The sequence below is a fragment of the Ruminococcus sp. YE71 genome (assembly GCF_900119155.1).
Taxonomy (GTDB): Bacteria; Bacillota; Clostridia; order Oscillospirales; family Ruminococcaceae; genus YE71.
In genome coordinates, this window is sequence record NZ_FPIR01000005.1 from 1 (window position 1) to 18,956 (window position 18,956).

The 18,956-nt window shown below is 48.2% G+C and carries 17 protein-coding genes, 1 tRNA gene and 2 pseudogenes; 4 read left to right on the top strand and 16 right to left on the bottom strand.

The window, feature by feature from the left end:
* The 3 genes and pseudogenes from BT142_RS05820 to BT142_RS05825 form a co-directional block, all read left to right on the top strand.
* Positions 1-726: pseudogene (locus BT142_RS05820) on the top strand (hypothetical protein); the annotation flags it as partial.
* Positions 727-730: 4 nt separating this feature from the next.
* Positions 731-931 carry a hypothetical protein gene (locus tag BT142_RS19985; protein WP_347497637.1) on the top strand — a complete coding sequence of 67 codons (201 nt, stop codon included), beginning with the start codon at positions 731-733 and terminating at the stop codon, positions 929-931.
* 296 nt (positions 932-1,227) lie between these two features.
* Positions 1,228-1,437, top strand: coding sequence for a hypothetical protein (locus tag BT142_RS05825; protein ID WP_072417275.1), 210 nt, complete (start codon positions 1,228-1,230; stop codon positions 1,435-1,437).
* A 104-nt stretch (positions 1,438-1,541) separates the two neighbouring features.
* Here BT142_RS05825 and BT142_RS19525 read toward each other — a convergent pair whose 3' ends face one another.
* From BT142_RS19525 to BT142_RS05865, 9 genes and pseudogenes are all read right to left on the bottom strand, one after another.
* Positions 1,542-2,594 (bottom strand): SseB family protein, encoded by a 1,053-nt coding sequence (locus BT142_RS19525; protein WP_242940024.1) that lies wholly within the window; start codon positions 2,592-2,594, stop codon positions 1,542-1,544.
* Between the two features lie 36 nt (positions 2,595-2,630).
* Positions 2,631-2,726: pseudogene (locus tag BT142_RS19530) on the bottom strand (ADP-ribosylglycohydrolase family protein); the annotation flags it as partial.
* A 113-nt stretch (positions 2,727-2,839) separates the two neighbouring features.
* Positions 2,840-3,280 carry an ADP-ribosylglycohydrolase family protein gene (locus BT142_RS19535; RefSeq protein WP_072417277.1) on the bottom strand — a complete coding sequence of 147 codons (441 nt, stop codon included), beginning with the start codon at positions 3,278-3,280 and terminating at the stop codon, positions 2,840-2,842.
* 93 nt (positions 3,281-3,373) lie between these two features.
* Positions 3,374-4,399, bottom strand: a complete 1,026-nt coding sequence (locus BT142_RS05840; RefSeq protein WP_072417278.1) for a macro domain-containing protein — start codon at positions 4,397-4,399, stop codon at positions 3,374-3,376.
* A gap of 26 nt (positions 4,400-4,425) precedes the next feature.
* Positions 4,426-5,781 (bottom strand): 5-methylcytosine restriction system specificity protein McrC, encoded by a 1,356-nt coding sequence (locus BT142_RS05845; RefSeq protein ID WP_242871929.1) that lies wholly within the window; start codon positions 5,779-5,781, stop codon positions 4,426-4,428.
* Positions 5,729-7,774 carry an McrB family protein gene (locus BT142_RS05850; RefSeq protein ID WP_242871930.1) on the bottom strand — a complete coding sequence of 682 codons (2,046 nt, stop codon included), beginning with the start codon at positions 7,772-7,774 and terminating at the stop codon, positions 5,729-5,731. The genes BT142_RS05845 and BT142_RS05850 overlap by 53 nt, the downstream gene beginning before the upstream one ends.
* 271 nt (positions 7,775-8,045) lie before the next feature.
* The gene (locus tag BT142_RS19845) at positions 8,046-8,600 is read right to left on the bottom strand and encodes a DapH/DapD/GlmU-related protein (protein WP_072417280.1); all 555 of its coding nucleotides are present in this window, start codon (positions 8,598-8,600) and stop codon (positions 8,046-8,048) included.
* Between the two features lie 3 nt (positions 8,601-8,603).
* A complete protein-coding gene (locus tag BT142_RS19000) occupies positions 8,604-9,209 on the bottom strand; it encodes a hydrolase (RefSeq protein WP_072417281.1) in 606 nt (201 codons plus the stop codon).
* Between the two features lie 59 nt (positions 9,210-9,268).
* Positions 9,269-10,432, bottom strand: coding sequence for a low temperature requirement protein A (locus tag BT142_RS05865; protein WP_072417282.1), 1,164 nt, complete (start codon positions 10,430-10,432; stop codon positions 9,269-9,271).
* A gap of 446 nt (positions 10,433-10,878) precedes the next feature.
* Here BT142_RS05865 and BT142_RS05870 point away from each other — a divergent pair, with 446 nt between their 5' ends.
* Positions 10,879-11,421 carry a GNAT family N-acetyltransferase gene (locus tag BT142_RS05870; protein ID WP_072417283.1) on the top strand — a complete coding sequence of 181 codons (543 nt, stop codon included), beginning with the start codon at positions 10,879-10,881 and terminating at the stop codon, positions 11,419-11,421.
* 99 nt (positions 11,422-11,520) lie between these two features.
* On the opposite strand, the gene BT142_RS05875 is transcribed toward BT142_RS05870, so the two are convergent.
* The 7 genes from BT142_RS05875 to BT142_RS05905 form a co-directional block, all read right to left on the bottom strand.
* Entirely contained in the window at positions 11,521-12,612 is a 1,092-nt protein-coding gene (locus tag BT142_RS05875; RefSeq protein ID WP_072417284.1) for a hypothetical protein, read from the bottom strand.
* Positions 12,613-12,622: 10 nt separating this feature from the next.
* Entirely contained in the window at positions 12,623-14,194 is a 1,572-nt protein-coding gene (locus tag BT142_RS05880; RefSeq protein ID WP_072417285.1) for an MBOAT family O-acyltransferase, read from the bottom strand.
* Entirely contained in the window at positions 14,191-15,381 is a 1,191-nt protein-coding gene (locus BT142_RS05885) for an alanine racemase (protein ID WP_084659347.1), read from the bottom strand. The genes BT142_RS05880 and BT142_RS05885 overlap by 4 nt, the downstream gene beginning before the upstream one ends.
* Entirely contained in the window at positions 15,381-15,611 is a 231-nt protein-coding gene (locus BT142_RS05890) for an acyl carrier protein (protein WP_072417287.1), read from the bottom strand. The genes BT142_RS05885 and BT142_RS05890 overlap by 1 nt, the downstream gene beginning before the upstream one ends.
* Before the next feature lie 14 nt (positions 15,612-15,625).
* Positions 15,626-17,131 carry an amino acid adenylation domain-containing protein gene (locus tag BT142_RS05895; RefSeq protein ID WP_072417288.1) on the bottom strand — a complete coding sequence of 502 codons (1,506 nt, stop codon included), beginning with the start codon at positions 17,129-17,131 and terminating at the stop codon, positions 15,626-15,628.
* A gap of 275 nt (positions 17,132-17,406) precedes the next feature.
* Positions 17,407-17,487 (bottom strand) — tRNA-Leu (locus BT142_RS05900).
* A gap of 131 nt (positions 17,488-17,618) precedes the next feature.
* Entirely contained in the window at positions 17,619-18,908 is a 1,290-nt protein-coding gene (locus BT142_RS05905) for an O-acetylhomoserine aminocarboxypropyltransferase/cysteine synthase family protein (RefSeq protein WP_072417289.1), read from the bottom strand.
* Positions 18,909-18,956 lie beyond the last annotated feature (48 nt).

Here is an 18,956-nt window from a genome sequence, read left to right on the forward strand (position 1 = left end):
GAAGTCGGGAAAGAAGAACGGCTAAAGTTCATTGCCATAAAGACCGATGACGGTAAGGTCAAGGGCAGGATCAACTTTTACTGTAAGGCTTTAGAGGTAACAAGACAGGCGTTTTATGACTATCTTGACCGCAAGAATAAGCCTTGGAAATACCAGGCTCTCGCCAACGAAATGATGAAGATCCACAACGATGACAAGTATAACGATACCTACGGCAGACAGCGTATGTATATGGCTTTGCTGTTGAAAAAGAGAGCCGGAGAAATAGCTATCGATATCCCTTGTGAAGCCACAGTCCGCAAGGTAATGGCACAGATAGGGCTTATCCATAAGCCTCAGCGAAAGCCCAACGGCATCACCAAAGCCGACAGTGAAGCACGCAAGTCGGACGACCTTTTAAAGCGTGATTTTCATGCGGATAAGCCGCTTGAAAAAGCCGTGACCGACATCAGCGAGCTCAAAGCAAAGGATGGAAAAGTCTATGTTTCAGCAATATTTGACTGCTTTGATCTTATGCCGCTGGGGCTTGCCATTGAGGATAATATGAGGGCTTCGCTCTGTGTTCATACCGTTGAAAATGCGAAGAATGCGTATCCTGACATCAATACATTCCGACAGAGGCAGCCAGTACACAAGTGCAGAATATCGGACAGTAATAAAGAAGTATGGGATAATTCAAAGTATGAACAGTGCAGGCGGAAGATGCCACGACAACGCCAGATGTGAAAGTATGTGGGCAAGAATGAAGGAAGAGCTGTTCTACAGCAGGAACGACAAGTCCGAAAACTACACGATTGAGGAACTCAAAACCATGATCTGGAGATACTACATGAGCTACTGGGCTAACCGGAGAATATGCACCGCTAACGGCGGACTGCCGCCTGCTGTCAAGAGAGCTCTCTACTATGACAGCTTAAGCCTTGCTGCTTAAAACTGTTCGAATAAAATGTGTCAAGTGGGATTGACAAGTTCAGAAGAATATTGAATACAAAGCTGTCGATCAGAAGGCAAGAGAGATCGAACAATATCTACGTCAGGAGCAGAGTCGAGATCAGCAGAGAAAACGAAGGCAGAATGTACTTGAATGATACAGCGCATTGCACCGGGGATAATTGTGATATTGCTGCGCCTTTCACAAAGATTATTACAATTATCCCGATATGCTGGACTCCGGAATAATTATCAGCTATAATTGATTCACAATAAAACTTCTGGAGGTACAAAGCAATGTTAAAAACACCTGAACTGGCAATGCCGAGAACACGAAAGGTCACGACCGTCTGTAACGGCAGGCGTGAGGTTTGGAAGGATTACGAAGAAGCAAAGGCATATTTCCTTGAACTTATGATGTCCACTGACGGCGAAGAACATGACCGAGCAGAGTGCGTTTACATCCAGCTCCTGCACGGGCTTGATGAGTGTTCGGACGAGGATTAGAAAACGCTGAGAAAGAAAATGTGGTATTTCAGGTTATGTAATTCCCTGAAATACCACATTTCTATTTTATAAAATTATTACAAAGACATTAACTGAATAGCCCATTATTCAATGCTTGAATCCATATCAGCAATGATATCGAACAATTCTATCGGAATGACAAACGACTCCGAGAAGGCATTTACTACGATTCCGCAGACGTTTTTCTCGTTGTTTCGTGCTAAATTCATAGCTTCAAGGAAATGATGCTGTATTTTTGAAAAATGCTCTCCGTATTCTCCCATTTCCTCATCGGATGTGAACACAGGGAAGAAGAAGTTATCGTCATTCTGAAGAATATCCGGAACCATACGGATGTTATCGTGTGAAGTAAACTCACGTCCTATTAAGGAGCCCATATCGCCATTATCCGCTGCATCTAATACAGCCTTAGACCAAATCTCATAATCTTCATCACTTAAAATGGCATTACAAGGAATCCATACATAGCTGTCTCGCAGTATTCTTGCCAGCTTTATCAGGTTGAGCTTCGTGCGATTTCTGTTACAGATTTCAATGGCTTTTTTGAGAAAAGAGCCATCCTCCAACAATTCTTCAGTTATCGGCTCATCAAATACCGTGTATTCCACACCACCGTCAGCTTCATAAATCATTTGGATCAGCTCTTTTGTCAGCATGAACGACTGTCCCCACGGATTGATGATATAACCGGTTGCTTCGGTTTTCAGGCAGGACTGCAGGGTGCTGTCAATGAAGTGCGAGATAACTGCGCTATTTTTTCCTTTCTCGTATTCCTCTTGAGATGTGAATACAACGTGCCAAAGTTTGCCATCATTTGTCTGGAGCGTGCGAAAGGCAACCGTATTATCATCTTCTTCATTTACGATCACCAGAATGATAAAATGACGGTCGGCGTGCATACACTGGCGAATTGCCTCCAGAACAGCAAGCAGTTTTTCCTTGCTGTCGTCGGCATAATAATCGGCAATCGCCTGTTCTATCAGCGTATTTCCGTCAAGAAACTCATCGTGAAATGGCGGTATGGCAGGTATTCTCAGTTCATTGAAACGGTCAAGTACTGCGTTTATATCATCTGGCAGTCGTTTTCTACATTCTGCGGCTATCTCATCAGGAACGCCAAATAATGCCTCTGCCATACTGCCAGCGATGCAAGTGAGCGTATCACAGTCGCCTCCAAGGGATACTGCTGTACGAATGACGTCCTCAAAGTCCTGTCCTTCGAGAAAAGCAGTAATTGCTTCAGGCACCGTTTCCTGACAGGTCTCCACATGATGGTATCCCGGTCTGATTTCATCGCAGGTTCAAGAGAGGTCATAACCGAACTTATTTATAATGTAGTCCATGATATCATCTTTGCCACTGCCGGTCCTTGCAAGAAAGATCACACTGGCGACTGCCTCTGCACCCTTGATGCCTTCCGGATGATTGTGCGATACCGCAGCGGTAAGCGCAGCCATGTGTGCCTTGTCGTTTCAATATCGTCAAAGAGCCAGCCTGCCGGAGATACTCTCATCGCTGAGCCGTTGCCGAAGCTGCCATAGGGCTTAGGATTCTTTTCGTGCAGCCAGCGGATGAACATACCGCCGTATCCGGCATTCGGATATTTCTTGCCCCACTTCTGCATAGATGCAACCAGTGCTGATGTGATTTCCTCATCGGGCTGTCCGAGGGTATCGAGCATCGCTTCGGCGACTGCAATCGTCATAACGGAATCGTCCGTGAATTCGGAATGCTTGCCGAAAAGTGGAAAGTCCTTCGTTTTTGCACCTCTATCAAACTCATAGGGTGCGCCAATCATATCACCTAATAATGCTCCGATCATATCGAAGACCTCCTTTCCTTTGATGATCCCAGTATACCACATATAAGAGAAGAAGTGGTCGTTTGTCAAACGACAAATGAACCACTTCCTGAGTTATTCACCGAGAATCGGCTGTCCATATTTGAATAAGATAGCGTTTATCTCGAAAATATCGTAGATACCATTCTGCGAACAATAAGAAATGATGAGATCAAAAGGGTCACTCGGTGAAAAAGCAATTCCTGCACATTGCAGTAGCTCAGTCATTGTCTTCAAATCAAGCTGAAGTGCGATTGCAAATGCAATGGCTGTTTTCTTACTTGGCTTATAGTTCGGTTTACATTTGATGCTGGAAAACACCTTTCTGTCGATATTGGCTTTTTTGTATACAGTTACATCATCCATACCACTTGCGTCAATCAGCTTGAACAACCGCTGCTGAAATGTATCGCCAGTAACCTTGAGAATCTGATCAAGCGGTTTCACGGCTGCCGGATATGATGCAGCGCCATCAGAAGGCATATTACCTGCGTGATATTGCTGTGCTGCGCGGCGTCTGCGGGCGATTTCAAGCTCTTTACCGCATTTGTATTCCTCACTCTCCAACACCTGAATCTGGTGTTCATCCAGATATGCATCAATTGAACCGACTATTTTTTCCGAAAGGACAAAGGACTCTCTCCCAAACACAACGAGTATAATAGTCATTTCATGCATCAGCAGGAATTTTCCAATTTCCGACAATGCAATATCGAGAGCGGCATCTTTCGGGAACCCGTACACGCCTGTTGCGATAAGCGGAAAAGCGATGCTTTGTGCATTTTGTTCAGCCGCAAGTTTCAGCGAATTCTCATAGCAGGAACGCAATATATCCTTCTCGCCGTGTTTGCCGTCTTCCCAAGCTGGACCGACTGTGTGAATGAGGTATTTTGCTGACAAGCCGAAAGCAGGTGTTAAAGCTGCTTCACCCGGCTTAATGTTTCCAATCTTCTTACGTTCTGCTAAAAGCTCATTGGCACCGGCTGCATTGTATATTGCACTGTCAGTACCGCTACCGATAACTGGCTGCGGATTCGCTGTATTTACAATGATATCGGCTTTTACCTTTGTTATATCATTGCGGATTATTTGAAACGGCATGATAGCACCGCCCTTCAAAACAATATTTATGTAGCACTGTGAAAAAGCTCCCTGAATGTGCTTTCACTCTTTTTGATAGCAATAACAAAATCATCATAGCTATTTGCAGTATCAGGTATGCAAAGCCCATGTTTAATCACACAAATATCGTCACGAGCTTTGACGTTGTTTTCGTATTTCACACCTTTGTTCAGCATCAGTTTCATATCACCGGTTGACTGAGAATCCGGATACAGGTAATACCCCGTCTTTGCCTCGAACCGAAGCATATACGCTAATAGCTGCAAATAATCTTTGCCTCCGATATTATCTGTAGGCTTGTATTTTGCATCTGCAATCAGGCGAGGAGAATGTTCCCGACCGATAAAATCAGGATAAATCAGCCCGATACCGCCTGCAAACAGTCTTTGTGCGCCCTCTCCGCCTTTGTTGCGCGGATGATAGAATTTGTCAGATATAAGCTTATTGACATATTCTTCCCACAGCCACGCACCGTCAAATAAAATGCCGTAAATCTGTCTCGCACCGGAACCGATCTGGTGTTTTTGCTGTTGTAGTATCAACATGCAAAGGCGCTGTAAAGAACGGTATTCCCGATAGTAAGCGTTTCGGACAACATTACGGGTATTTTTCTCAATAATTGAGTGCTTATCAAAAGGTGCATAATCCTGTGTGACGTCTACAACAAGCTGAACTTCGTCTTTTATCCTTGCAAGAATCTTTTTTCCGTATGGTTTCTTCTTGATAAACTCTATTGTATGCCGTATCAACTCCATGAGGTAATTGTCATAGGAGTATTCCCTCTGATTGTATGCAACTTTTCCTACAAACGGTGTGTTCTTGTCGATGTGACGGGGAATATCAATAACGCCCATGATATTGCTGTCGTTATATTTCCTGCGGATATATGTCTTAAACAACCCTTTTCTAACTGCCTGCTCCAAATAATACGGGAACAGGAATAACAGCATATGGAAAAGCCGGTCATCCTGATTGGCGCTTGTGCTGAGATCAACGATATTTGGAAAGTCAAGTACCTGTTCCAGCATATACTGTAGGAAATAATCGCTGTTCTCATCTGCAAATCTTGAGGTAAGAGCAAGCCTTTCGTCACCGTATCCGATAAAACCCATCACATTCTGAGTCCGGTAATTGTCACCGTTACGCTGTAAGATCATCTGATCTTTTGTAATATCCTCCGCATCAGCCACAAGCTCCGGAAATACAAATACCCCCTCATGCTCAAGCTGTTCAAGCGTTTTACTATCGATTTTTCGTGTCAATCTTGGAATATCTGAGAAATATTCCTTATCATATTGAGAGTTATCCCTAACTCTGAGCTGTTTCATCATCATTTTCGTTTTCAGGCTTCTGATAGCCATATGCTTTTGCAAATCTGCTCATGATTGACGCTTCATCATACGTCCCCTGTACATAATCCTGAAGCAGCGGCTGGAGATAATCCGTCCACAACTGGTCGAATGTCAGCGTTTTCAGTTTCAGGAAATATGCCGCACCGATTTGATAGTTCTCATTCAATTCATCAACTTTTACGATCTCGTTATTCAGCGCTGTCATGCGTCTGATTGCCTCTGCTTCAAGGATCTCATCATCAAGTGAAGCGAGCATTTCAAGCTGTGCGTCAGCCTTGATCTCAATAAAACGAAATCTGCGGCGCATCGCAAAGTCAAAGCAATCAACGGAACGGTCAATATCATTCATCGTTCCGATGATATATACATTCTCCGGAATAAAGAATTTTTCATCGGGATTGGTATGCAGATTCGCATACTGCGTGGAGACTTCACCTGATTTGCCGCGATAACCGGGATCAATTGCAAAGAACAACTCTCCGAAAATTTTAGATATCTCACCACGGTTGATCTCATCAATGATGAATATGTACTTTTTCAGTTCTTCTGGTTTTGCTGTAACCTTTGAAGAACAATTCATTTTTGCTTTGATCGCATTATAAAGTGCAAAGTAATAAGAATAGCCTTGAGTTGCATACTGTTTTCCAAAGAATCGAGTGATGTCCTTGATTTTGGAGAATGTTTCACCTGATTCCAACATCTGTCGAATCTCATCAGCACTCAGACATAACTTCTTCACTTCTGAATTATTCGGGATAAAGATATAAATGTGCTGATCATCGGCACTTGTAACTGTAAACTCATTTCCGTTTATTGTCTGGAACTTGTCTACTCCAAATTCTATTCCGGCAAAGAAGTCCGTCATTGCATCCTGCACAGACATTTCTTTTTCTATTGCTTCCATAGACTTCTGCGAATCTTCGTAGTTCTTTCTTGCACGGGCAACAAACTTCTTGAGTACGCCGTCTTGTAATGTAAAGCTCATAGAGCCGTCGGCGTTCACTTGTGGGCGCAGTCCCTCTACGAAATCTGAGTAATCATAGCTTGGATGGAACTGAACAAATTCCACTTGTTTTTTCTGTTCATCAGTCAAGAGAGTATAGTCATCAAAATAGCCGTTACTGATGATATCTGCTGCGATCTCTTTTGCGAGATAAGATTTACCAGTGCCGGGTGCGCCACGAAAAATAATATTCTTGGATTCGATTAGCATAGAGGAATACGGATTTCTGTAGCCTTTAAATTGCTGCACCAATTCTTCCTGTGCGGCAGCTTCGACTGTATCCTGTTCTGCTTCTTTTTCGTCTTTTTCACGATAGGTAAGTACAAACGCATCGCCTGATTCACCAAATCGTTTCAGGCATTCCTGTACAAATATAATGGTACTAAATATATTCCAACAATAAATAACGAACTGTCTGCCTTCTCCATAGCTATACGTCAGATATTCAATAGTATTACGATGTTGTTTGAATTCATCTACGCTGGGGAAAATGCCACAGATAGCGTCGCTGCTTGGATTATATTTGCAAATGGGGAATGATTCTTTTTGCTCAACAGACATGGCAGAAATCTCTTTTTCAAATACGTGAAAAGCAATTCGAGCCATAGTTTGATTGGAATGTCTGCGTTCGCCTTTTGAATAATTACGCTGAATTATAGCACCATTAGCCTTTGTAAAGTGAACATCAAGAGGCTTATAATTATCGCCTTGTCCTAAATCATCTATAGAAAAACGTTCATCAGTTGAGATAACATTATCAGCAGTTATGGTTAATGTATATTTTTCAAGATTGTCGTCAATTCTAAATCCAAGTTTTTTCAAAAACTCTTTTCCTTCCAAACCATAAATATAAGGCTTAGATTTTTTATCGCCATTAATAAGTTGATCTGCAATAGATAAAACATATATGGGTGGATATTTCTTACCATCTTTTGTAACAAGATTATACTTTGTACTTTGATTATGTGGTGGAATACCATTTTCATCAATATAATTCAAAGCTTTTATAATATCTTGCTTTGTTAGTTTTAGAATAGCAATAAAAGTTTCGCCTCCTATAGTTTTTTCAACTTATATTATAGCATAAATTGCACAATTAGTCAATCAGAATGACGATTCGATTCTACATCTTAATAGAAAAAGGCATACAAATACCATCTGAGTATCTGTATGCCTTTTCTGTTAGCCTGCTGTAAAGGTCTTGTTTATAATTGTTGTGATAAAAACTTCTGTATTAGCGCAGTCTTTAGCGCAGTCCCTTGTTCTGTTATCAGATGTCTTCAAAACGCTTCGGGTCAAGTTCCCTGACTACCTTTGCGGGGCAGCCGATCACGACCGCGTAGTCGGGCACGTCCTTCGTCACGACCGCTGCCGCTCCCACCACTGCGTACCTGCCGATGCAGACTCCTGGCATGATGGATGCGCCCGCGCCTATCCACGCGCCTTTTCTGACAAGGATGGGCTTGCAGGTGAGCTGCTGTCTGTCGTAGAGGTCGTGGTTGTTGGTCAGGAACTGAACGTTTGCGGCGACCATTACATCGTCTTCAAGGGTCACGCCGCCCATCGCCATGAACAGCGAGTTGCCGTTTATAAGCACGTTCTTCCCGAGCTTCACCATTTCGGGGGCGGTCATCTGTATCGGCGGCATAAGAACGCTCCCCTCACCGAGACCGTCGCCGAGGAGCTCTTTCAGCAGGGCGCTGTATTCGTCCGTCAGCGGCATTGTGTGGTTTATCCTGAACAGCAGTTCGAGGGTGCGCCTGTTCTTTTCAAGCTCCATCGAGGTGTGCTCGTACATATTCGTCCTGATCTCGGCAGTTTCCATTGGTCAGACCTCCGTATTTACTTCTTTCAGCTCTTCGTTGAGGGTATCCTCGGTGGCAGCCATAGCCTGAAGAGTCATGGTCAACAGTTTGTCAAGCTCCCAGCCCAGCTGTGATGCGCCGCGTTCGATGACCTCGCGCGAGCAGCCTGCCGCAAAGCCCTTGCTCTTGTACTTCTTTTTCAGCGACTTGAGCTCCATATCCTTCGTGCTCTTCGAGGGACGCATAAGTGCCGCCGCGCCGATAAGACCTGTAAGCTCGTCCGCCGCGAAAAGCACTTTCTCCATCTCGTGTACGGGCTCGACATCTATCGTCACGCCGCAGCCGACGGTGATGCCGTAACCGTGAGAGCATACACCGTGGATGATGTCCTCACTTACGCCGCCCTCTCTCAGCAGTTCGGGAGCTTTAAGGCAATGTTCTTCGGGGTATATCTCGAAGTCGATGTCGTGCAGGAGACCAACGATGCCCCAGTACTCCGACTTGTCGCCGTATCCGAGCTCATCTGCGTACCACTTCATGACCGCTTCCACCGTCAGCGCGTGCTGGATGTGAAAACTGTCCTTGTTGTACTTTCTGAGCAGTTCATATGCTTCGTTTCTTGTTATCATATTTACCTCACCTTTCCTAAAAAATGATACCTAAATTATATCACATCAGACCGCGGCAGTCAAGGTTCGGAATTGATAACGTTATCGCAGTGATGTTCACGGTTCAGCCTGCCGAACCTGTATATCTCGGCATAGGCGGCGTATACGCCAATGACGCTCACCGCGATGTTCACCCGCATATTCTCGCGGAATATCAGCATCAGCGCGGTGAAGCCAAGTGCGAGCCCCGACATTTTCAGATAGAAAGAAAGGGGCGGTCGGCAGGTCTTTTTTGCAAAGCGCCTTGTCAGGAACAGGAACACGAAAAATGTCAGGAATGACGCGATGAGGAACACTATCTTCGGCAAAAGCTCGATCTCTTCCTCACGCATGAATTCCAGTGAGGTGGTGATGTTGTTCAGCGCGAAGATAATGAAAATGTGTATCAGCATATAGACAAGCCCGTTGGTGGGTTGTTCGCGGTCGATGATGTGGTCGTAGAAGGTGCCGTAACTCAGGAACAGTCCGACGACTATCAGGAACGCCGAGAGCGCGAAGTAGATGCTGTTGAAGCTCAGTTCGCCCTTGAAATAACCCGATATGGCGATGACCATCTCGCCGAAGGTGAACACCACGTAAAGCATCGCCCTTTCGGAGAGGTGCGCAAAATCGACGTTCGTCTCGCCGCCGCCCCTGCCTGAAAGCATCGTCACGATCATTCCGAAAAGTATCGGCAGGTACGAGACTTCTGTGCCCGTCAGCCTGTAAACAGGAATGACGGCAAGCACCAAAACGCCTTCCGCCGCGAGGGTGAAAATGATCTGTCGAATGTTTTTGAGAAGCGGGGCGTCGTCGGTGTGGCGGCGGTATTCGATGACGTACTGAGCCACGATGTTGAAGAGTATCAGTGCCCACGCGATGTGGTACTGGGTGTGAAAGCTGTGCCAGTGTTCGTGAGTGCCCTCACCGATGAAGTACAGCAGGAACATATTCGAGAAGAGGAAAATGTGTTCCCTCAGACCGTTCCGACCGAACAGGTTGATGTAGTAAGCAGAAAAGTTCCATATCTGAATCACCGCGAGGGTGCAGAGGATGTAGGTCAGAAACATCGCAGGCTGTATCCTGCCTTCGGCGGTGTGGTGGAGAAGCGAGTTGTTCCGCCCGATGATGTAGACGAATATCAGGTCGTATATAAGTTCGAGATATTCGACCTTTTTCTCGGCTTTTGTCAGCATTTCTTTCATACAATGCTCCTTTCGGTCCGGATGTTTTTGTCAGTTTTATTATATCACACCGCGGATGAATAGTCAAGGAACGAAAAGTGGCTCAAAGCAAGGTTTTTTCATTTTTATATCACACAAGTTTCTCGCAGGATACGAGATAGAGTGATATACTGTAATAAACAAGCTATTCTGTCAGAAAATAACAGACCGCCATTTTACAATGTGTTCGTGAAGAAAGCCCCCACCCCTTTTCTGCACTCAAGAACATCTTTTTGGCAAGTGGCAAACAATATAACAGAAGAACTACAATCCTCCCGACCAATACAAAGTAAGGAAGAAACACACCACTTGCCAAAAAGTATTAAAAGTCTTTGGAAGGGGGGCTGGGGGAGAACCTTTCTTCAGAAAGGTTTCCCCCGAGAAAACCCGCAGAAACACTAAAAAACGAAACCAAAGGAGTGTAACATATGAAAAAAGCAGATGTGAACGTGACCCTCAGACCGCTTGAAGACGACGACCGCGACTGTTTCATCAAGGACAATCAGTATGCGTTTCTGTACGGTGCGACTCGGGAATTCGGGGTGCGGGATGAGCATTTTGAGGAAGAGGGCGAGATAATCTCGGCTGACACCATCAAGGAATCTATCGGCCGTGAGGGCGCTGAGGCGTACCGCATCATACTTGACGGAGAAAAGGTCGGGGGGCTTGTGCTGAACGTTGACAAAACCGCTGAGCGCGGCGACCTTGAACTGCTGTTCGTTTCGCCCGACGTTCACAGCAAGGGCATCGGTTATGCCGCCTTGTGTGAGGTCGAAAAGCTGCACCCCGAGATACGGGTCTGGGAGACCTGCACGCCATACTTCGAGAAGAGAAACATCCATTTCTACGTCAACAGATGCGGTTTCCACATCGTGGAGTTCTTCAATGCCCGACACCCCGATCCGCACAGTCACGAACCCGATGGCGAGGATTTTGACGGGATGTTCAGGTTTGAAAAGGTCATGTTCTGAGTGCGGATGCGGACTTCCTGCATCGACTCCCGCGAAAAATAACAGAAAAGGCACTTTTGTCATCCATCCGACAAAAGTGCCTTTATTCACATATGCTGTTCAAAAATCAACAAGATTGTAAACATTGCTTTCGTAGTATTCTTTGTCCTCGTCAAAAAGCGTCCGCTCTTTCAGCTTTACGAAGACCTTCTCGGTAAAGTCGGCGCTTTCCTGCCACTGACGTTCGACATCTTCGGTGTGAGTCTTATCCAGCTGATAATGCTCGGTGATATATTTTCCGAGAAAATCTGTGAATTTTTCACAGCCGAAAGCGTTCAGATGCTCACAGTTGTAGTAATCCGTTTTTTCATCCAGACCGATGACATCCTGCGCTATCAGGTCGCAGTCTAGAAAATCGTAGCCGTTGTCGGTGATTATCTCCTCCAACTCCTTTGCGCTATCCTCGGTCATCCTGCCCATATGGGGCGCTCTGATAAACAGCACCTGCTTGACGCCGCTGTCTTTCAGGAAATCTATCGTTCCTCTGAGATTATCCTTGCCGATCTGTCCGAGGGTAGGATTCTTCACTTTCGCGTACTTCTTTATCTGTGAATCGGTAGTTGTACGCGTTCCTAGACTCTTGGTCGGAGAGACACCGCGGAAATCGCTCAGAACGAGCCTTTTCGCTCTCACGAACTGATAACTGAGGTCGTGCCAGTTCGAGTGGTGTTTGATGAGCGGAAGATAGTAGCTCATCTTGTCGCCCTCGACGTACTTGTTCACCAGTCCGAACCTGCCTGCGGTCAGGGGGATGTTATCGAACAGACGGCGGCTGTTTGCTTCACGCTTGCAGTATTCTTCCGAATAGAAGAATCCGTTCACCTCGATCACGACCAGCTGAGGGGACTGCCTGCTGAAATAGGTCTCAAGCATGGGCACATACAGCTGTCCTGCGGTGCCTTCCATACAGTAGTTGTAGCCTGTGAAGCCGTACTTCTTGTAGGCAAGGGGCGGAGAATAATCTGCGTACATCTCGCTCGCGCCGATGATCGCTATGTCCATGGAGTTTTTCGGCTCCTTATAGAACTCTTTTATGTGCATTTCAGAGGTGGTCGATGTGCGGACCAGGAACCACGAGAGAAAGGCATAAACGAACAGCATGGCGGTCAGAAGCGAGATGATCTTTAATGCTCTTTTACGGCGTGTAGTCATTTATACCTCCTCAGAACTGCATATAGTAGAAATCTGCCGGGTTATTTCCCGGGCCGTAGTGTCCGAACACCAGCACGCTGAACACCAGCAGGGCGAACACGATGCTCTCGGCGGCAAAGCCCTTCGAGCAGATCTGTTCGCGAAGTGTTTTTTCGCTGCGTTCCTGTATTATGGAAACGATGAGCAGAACGACAGTCGCGGCCGCGACCATTATAAGATCCTGCGGCTGTATCATCAGGGTCTCGAAGTAGCTCTGCGTGAACAGCTCCGAGATATGCAGGTCGGTGATGCTCCTTGCCATCATATCCATCGCCGCCGAAAAGTCAGTCGCGATGTCAAAATAGTAGCCCACAAGCATGATCAGGAAAGTTCTCAGCATCTGGAATGCGATGAACGGTCTGCTGCTGTCGGAGATCTTCAGCGAGGTCTTCAGCTTCGTGAAACGCTCTGCAAGCAGTGTGGAGATCATGATGATGCCGCCGTTGAACACGCCGAACGCAAGGTATTTCCAGTTGGCGCCGTGCCAGATACCGATTATGATAAAGGTTATCAGCGACGCGATGCTCACGGGCAGGACTTTCGCCGCCTGTGCGCCGAAACGCTTTCTCAGCTGCTTCGACAGGTTCATGAAGGCTTTCGACATCGCGATGGGGTAAAAGAGGTACTCTTTCAGCCACGCGCCGAGGGTGATATGCCATCTGCGCCAGTATTCGGAGATGCTCCTCGAAAAATACGGACGCCTGAAATTCTCCGCAAGGTCGATACCGAACATCTGCGACACTCCGCGTGAGATATCCACGCCGCCCGAGAAATCGGTGTACAGCTGGAGCGCATAGAGAAGCGCCGCCGAGAGTATCAGCGTGCCCGAGTGGGAAGCGCTGTCATTTGCGACGGCGTTAATCCCGCCGACAAGGGTGTCGGCTATGACCAGCTTCTTGAAAAAGCCCCATGCGATAAGCATAGCGCCCTGCTTTATGCTGTCAAAGCGGAACTCGTGACCCTCGTAAAGCTGCGAGGCGAGGTCGGAATAAAAGCTGATGGGGCCCTGCACTATCTGCGGGAAGAAGCTGACGAAAAGCAGCAGTCTCAGCGGATTTTTTTCGGCAGGGAATTTTTTTCGGTAAACGTCGATCACGTATCCCATCGACTGGAAAGTGTAGAATGAGATACCCAGCGGCAGGAAAAGTGCAAGACCCTTGCCGCCGAATGTGACCGCCAGCATATTGAAATATTTGAGAAAAGCCAGTATGCCGAAGTTCACGACCAGCACCGCCGAAAGCATCAGTTTCCTGCGCTTGCCGACTGACTGTTTGAAGCTGTCGCGCTGTGACTTGTCCCATGTTTTCTTGTTCTCTTTTAGCAGTCTGTCTGTCTTGTCGGTGTAGTTGCCGATAAGTATGCCGCCTGCGTAGGTGGTGAGGGATGTGAGCAGCAGAAATACGATATATTTCAGGCATACTATCGCGTAAAATCCGATACTCGCCGCCAGCAGAACGCACCACCGATACTTTTTCGGCATGATGTAGTACGCCCCAAGACAGAACGCCGTGAACAGCAGAAAGCTGACAGAGGTGTATGTCACTTATCGGCACCTCCGCAATTGAGTGGATAGGTCTCGGCGTGTCCGCGAAGCTGCACGAGACCGCCCGAGCGGCTGTAGGCACAGACAGCAGGGAGACTGCGCGACAGAAAGACCGACAGTCCCTCACAGACAGAATACGCTCCGCACTTCGAGAAGACGAGTGTGTCGTCCACTGCGAGTTTCGGGAGTGTGACCTTGCGCACAAGTATGTCAGCGCCCGTACAGAGGCTTCCGCACAGGCAGTAGTCCGCGGTCTCTCCCTCCTGCGAGCCGAGCTTCGCTATCGGGGGCACTTTCATCGCCATGTTCTGACCATAGTAGTTAAGGTGATTGATGCCGCCGTCGCAGATAACATAGCTGACACCGTTGGTCGTCTTGATGTCGTTTACGCCCGTGAGATAATATCCGCAGGGGGCGGCGAAAAATCTGCCCATCTCAACGGTGAGAGGATATTTCTCAGCAAATGCGCGGATATGCTCTGCCGTTTCACCGAGCAGTGAAAGATCGGTGTCGTCGGTGAAGTCCTTGAAGTATTCGACTGCAAGACCCGTGCCGTACTCGATATGCGACGGCAGGAAGCCGTAGTCCTCTTTCAGTCGGCAGAGCAGTTCGTCAAGGCGGGTCAATTCGTTTGCGATGACCTTCGGCTTTGACTTCTGTGTGCCTGTAAAGTAGTGCAGTCCGATGAAGCGCAGGTTTTTATAGCTGTCCCTGTCCGCGATGAGCTCGCAGAGCTCCTGCTCGTCGATGCCGAACTGATTGCCGTGGGAGAGCCGCAGGATGACATCCGCGGTACTGCCGTGTTTTTCGGCGACCGAGTTTATCAGACTGAGATGACGGCTGCTCTCGGCGGTGAATATCGCCGCACCGTCGGTGAAAGCGCGTTCGGTGTCCCCGAAGGTCTTGTTCACGCCCGAGAAGATGATGCGGCTCATGTCCGCACCGACACTCTCACAGACAGAGAGCTCGCCCGGCGAGCAGACCTCGATGTAGCCGATCTCCTCGGGAAGGGATGCGGTCAGGAAGGGATTAGCCTTGATGGAATAGCAGAGCCCGACCTTTTCGCCGAAAGCCTGCCTAACTTTCCTTACGCGATCCGCGAAGACATCGGTATCAAAAATGTAGCAGGGCGTGCCGAAGCCGACAGCCGCCTTGCTCAGAAAATCCATGTTTCCGCCGTTCATCATCACTCATCCTGAAGTCTTTCGATCAGTGCGATGATGCTGTCAACGCTGTTGAAATTATCGGGCACAAGGTCTGCAACACCGATCTCGATATCAAATTCATCGTTCAGCGCACCGACCATCGAAACAACGTCGAAGCTGTCGAGCACGCCGTCGGTGATAAGCTGTTTTTCGTTCTCAAAATCAACGTCGGGTCTGAGATCCCCGAGTATCTCCATAAGCTGTTCTTTCATTTTTGTTTCCTCCATTATCTGAATGATCTCTTTAGTTCCTGCATATCTGTTTTGCCGTTTGAAAGGCGCGGAAGTTCATCGAGCTGTACGAGCTTTCTCGGCACCATGAATCCAGGAAGAACGCGCCGAAGCTCTGTCGCGAGGGTCTTGACATCGGTGTTTCCCGCGTAGAACAGATATATCAGTTCCTTTTCCTTCTGATACATTGCGCAGCAGTCGTCCACGCCGCCTGCCGCAAGTGCCGCCCTCTCGATCTCCGACAGTTCAACGCGGTGACCGAGATGCTTAATCTGCCTGTCCTTTCTGCCTTTGAAAAGCAGCACGCCGTCCTCACGCATCATGCCGTAGTCGCCTGTCTTGTAGATCCTGCCGAAGTAGCCGACGGAAAGCGGATCGCTGACAAAGGACTTTGCGGTAAGTTCGGGGGCGTTGTAGTATCCCAGCGCCACAGCCACACCGCCGACGCAGATCTCGCCGATCTCGCCCTGCGGAACTTCCCTGCCCTCCTCGTCCAGCAGAAAGACACGGTAGTTGCTGTAGGGTCTGCCGATCGGCAGCACATCACCGTCGCTGACACGCTCTGTGACCTCGTAGTAGGTGCATGAAGCGGTGCATTCGGTGGGACCGTACTGATTCACGAACTTCGCGTCGGGAAGGTTCTCCTGCCATACCTTCAGCACAGAACAGGGCATCTCCGAGCCAGAGAAGCATATTTTTTTCAGGTACTTCGGGACTTCGCCGCCGAATGCGCCGACCTTTACCGCGATGGTGAACACCGAAACGCTCCAGCCGACGGCTGTTATTTTCCGCTCGTTAAGGGTCTTGAAAAGCTCGGCGGGCATCACAAAGCACTGCTTCGGGATGATGAACGTGGACGCGCCTGTGAACACGGGCAGATAAATATCACGTATCGCCGCGATGTAATCGAGGGGCGACTGGTTGCCTAGGATGTCTGTCTCATCTATCCCCATGACGCTGCGGTAAGCGTTGATATAGCAGCAGAGCGAGAGTCTGCTCGTTATAACGCCCTTTGGCGTACCTGTCGAGCCCGAGGTGAAGATAACGTACAGCGGGTCGTCGATACAGGTGTTCTCGCGGACTTTTTCAAGGGCGGCTACATCGGGATCGCCTTCAAAAAGCTCATCGGTGCAGAGTATCCTGCCCTCATACCCCAGCGAACGGGCGCGCTCTATAGAGTCGCTGTCTGCAAGGAGTATCGCAGGTTTAAGCAGTCCGAGGATGCTTTTCAGCCTTGCTTCGGGCTGTGCGGCGTCCATCGGCGCGTAAAAGCAGCCTGCGTACACGACCCCGAGAAAGACCGCAGGGGTAAAGACGTTCCTGCCGCACATGACAGCCACAGGGCTTCTGACTTCCACAAGCGAGGTGAGGGCGCTGCCGAGCCTTCTCGCCTTATCGACCACCTGACCGAATGTCAGGCTGCGTTCGCTGTCCGAATACATCGGCTTATCGGGGTACGCGGCAGCGGTCGCTTCAAGCTGTCCGATAATATCTGTAATCATTTCTTTGCCCACACTTTCAGAACAATATCTGTTTTTTCATTTCTGAATCTCTGTCCCGCACCTTGAATATCCATTGAGGTATTTTTTTGTGATCTCAATTTTTCCAAGGCGGGTCATATATACTGTATACATAAACGATGATAAAAAGATGACAGCATGGTAAAAACTGTCGGATTTTTTTGCCATGTCCGCTTCGGGCGGACACATCGCATAACAAACAAAAATAACCCACATCGTGTTAAGGTGTGAGTTCTTTTTGTTCAGCTTGTCGATAGTGCGGGTAACAGGACTTGAACCTGCACGGTTTTGCCACCAGAACCTAAATCTGGCGCGTCTGCCAATTCCGCCATACCCGCATATTTGTCGTCGGACTGAGCCTGTTTTTTGCACGACACAGATTATTATACCACACCGCCGCGTTTTTGTCAAGTGCCTATGGAAAGAAAATACAGCCCACACGGAAGTGCATGGGCTGTAATAATTTCCGTCAGATGAGACCTGCCGCCTTGAACGCCTGTTCGAGGTCTGCGATAAGGTCGTCTGCGTCCTCAAGACCTGCCGAGATACGGATGAGGTTCGAGGGGATGTCTGCGAGCTTGAATTCTTCCTCATTCAGCTCGGAGTGGGTGGTATTCGGCGAGTCAACGATGAGCGAACGTGCATCGCCGAGGTTTACGTGGTAGTGGAACAGCTTGATATTGTTCAGGAACTCAGCTTCCTGCTCGGGAGTTGCCTTGATGCCGAAGGAGAGGACACCGCCGCCGCCGTTTGTAAGATGCTTGTCGGCAAGCTCCTTGAACTTGTAGCTCGCAAGGCTGGGGTGACGTACCCACTCTACAGCGGGCGAGCTTTCGAGGTATGCCGCAATCTTCGCCGCGTTCTTCGACTGCTTTGCCACACGCTCGGAAAGAGTCTCAAGACCGATTATGCCGAGGTAAGCGTCCTGCGGAGAAAGTGCCGCACCAAGCAGGTTCAGATATACGAGAGTCGCACGGAAGATGAAGAAGTTGTCGGGGAAGATATCCGCTGGCGACTTGCCGCCGAGCATTACGATATTCTCGTAGAACTGAGGATACTTCTCCTTGGTGTAAAGGCTCATGTCGCCGTTGTCGAGGATAAGACCTGCGATGATGTTGCCGTGACCTGTCAACGCCTTTGTTGCGGAGTAAACAACGATGTCCGCACCGTGCTCAAGCGGTCTGTAGAGGTAAGGAGTAGCAAGTGTATTGTCAACGACTATGGGAACGCCGTGTCTGTGAGCAACTTCGGAGATAGCGTCGATGTCGAGCAGGTATGCGTTCGGGTTGCTGATGGACTCAACATAGATTCCCTTTACGTCGTCGGTGATCTCAGCTTCGAGCTTTTCGGGGTCGAGGACTGCGTCGGTCAGCTTGATCTTAACGCCGAACTCGGGGAAAAGTCTGTCGAAAGCGTCAATAGTGCCGCCGTACAGGAACGGGGACGCAAGGATGGTGCCGCCCTTTGCCGCAAGGTTCAGCAGGGTGTAGGAGATAGCCGCCATTCCCGAACCTACCGCAACTGCGTTCTTAGCGCCGTCAAGCGCCTTTACGCGCTCGGAGAAGTAGGTGACTGTGGGGTTTCCGACGCGGGTGTAGAGGTAGCCAGCTTCCTTATATGTAAAGAGGTTGCGAGCGTGCTCGGTGCTCTTGAAATCGTATGCGGTGGTCTGATAGATAGGGGGCGAGATCGCAAGATTGTTGTCGAGCGGACTGTAGCCTGCCTTTATTTTCTTGGTGTCAAATCTGAGTTCTGCCATGGTGATCGTTCCTTTCGTGTCATGTATTGTTTTCGATGTATCCAGTTT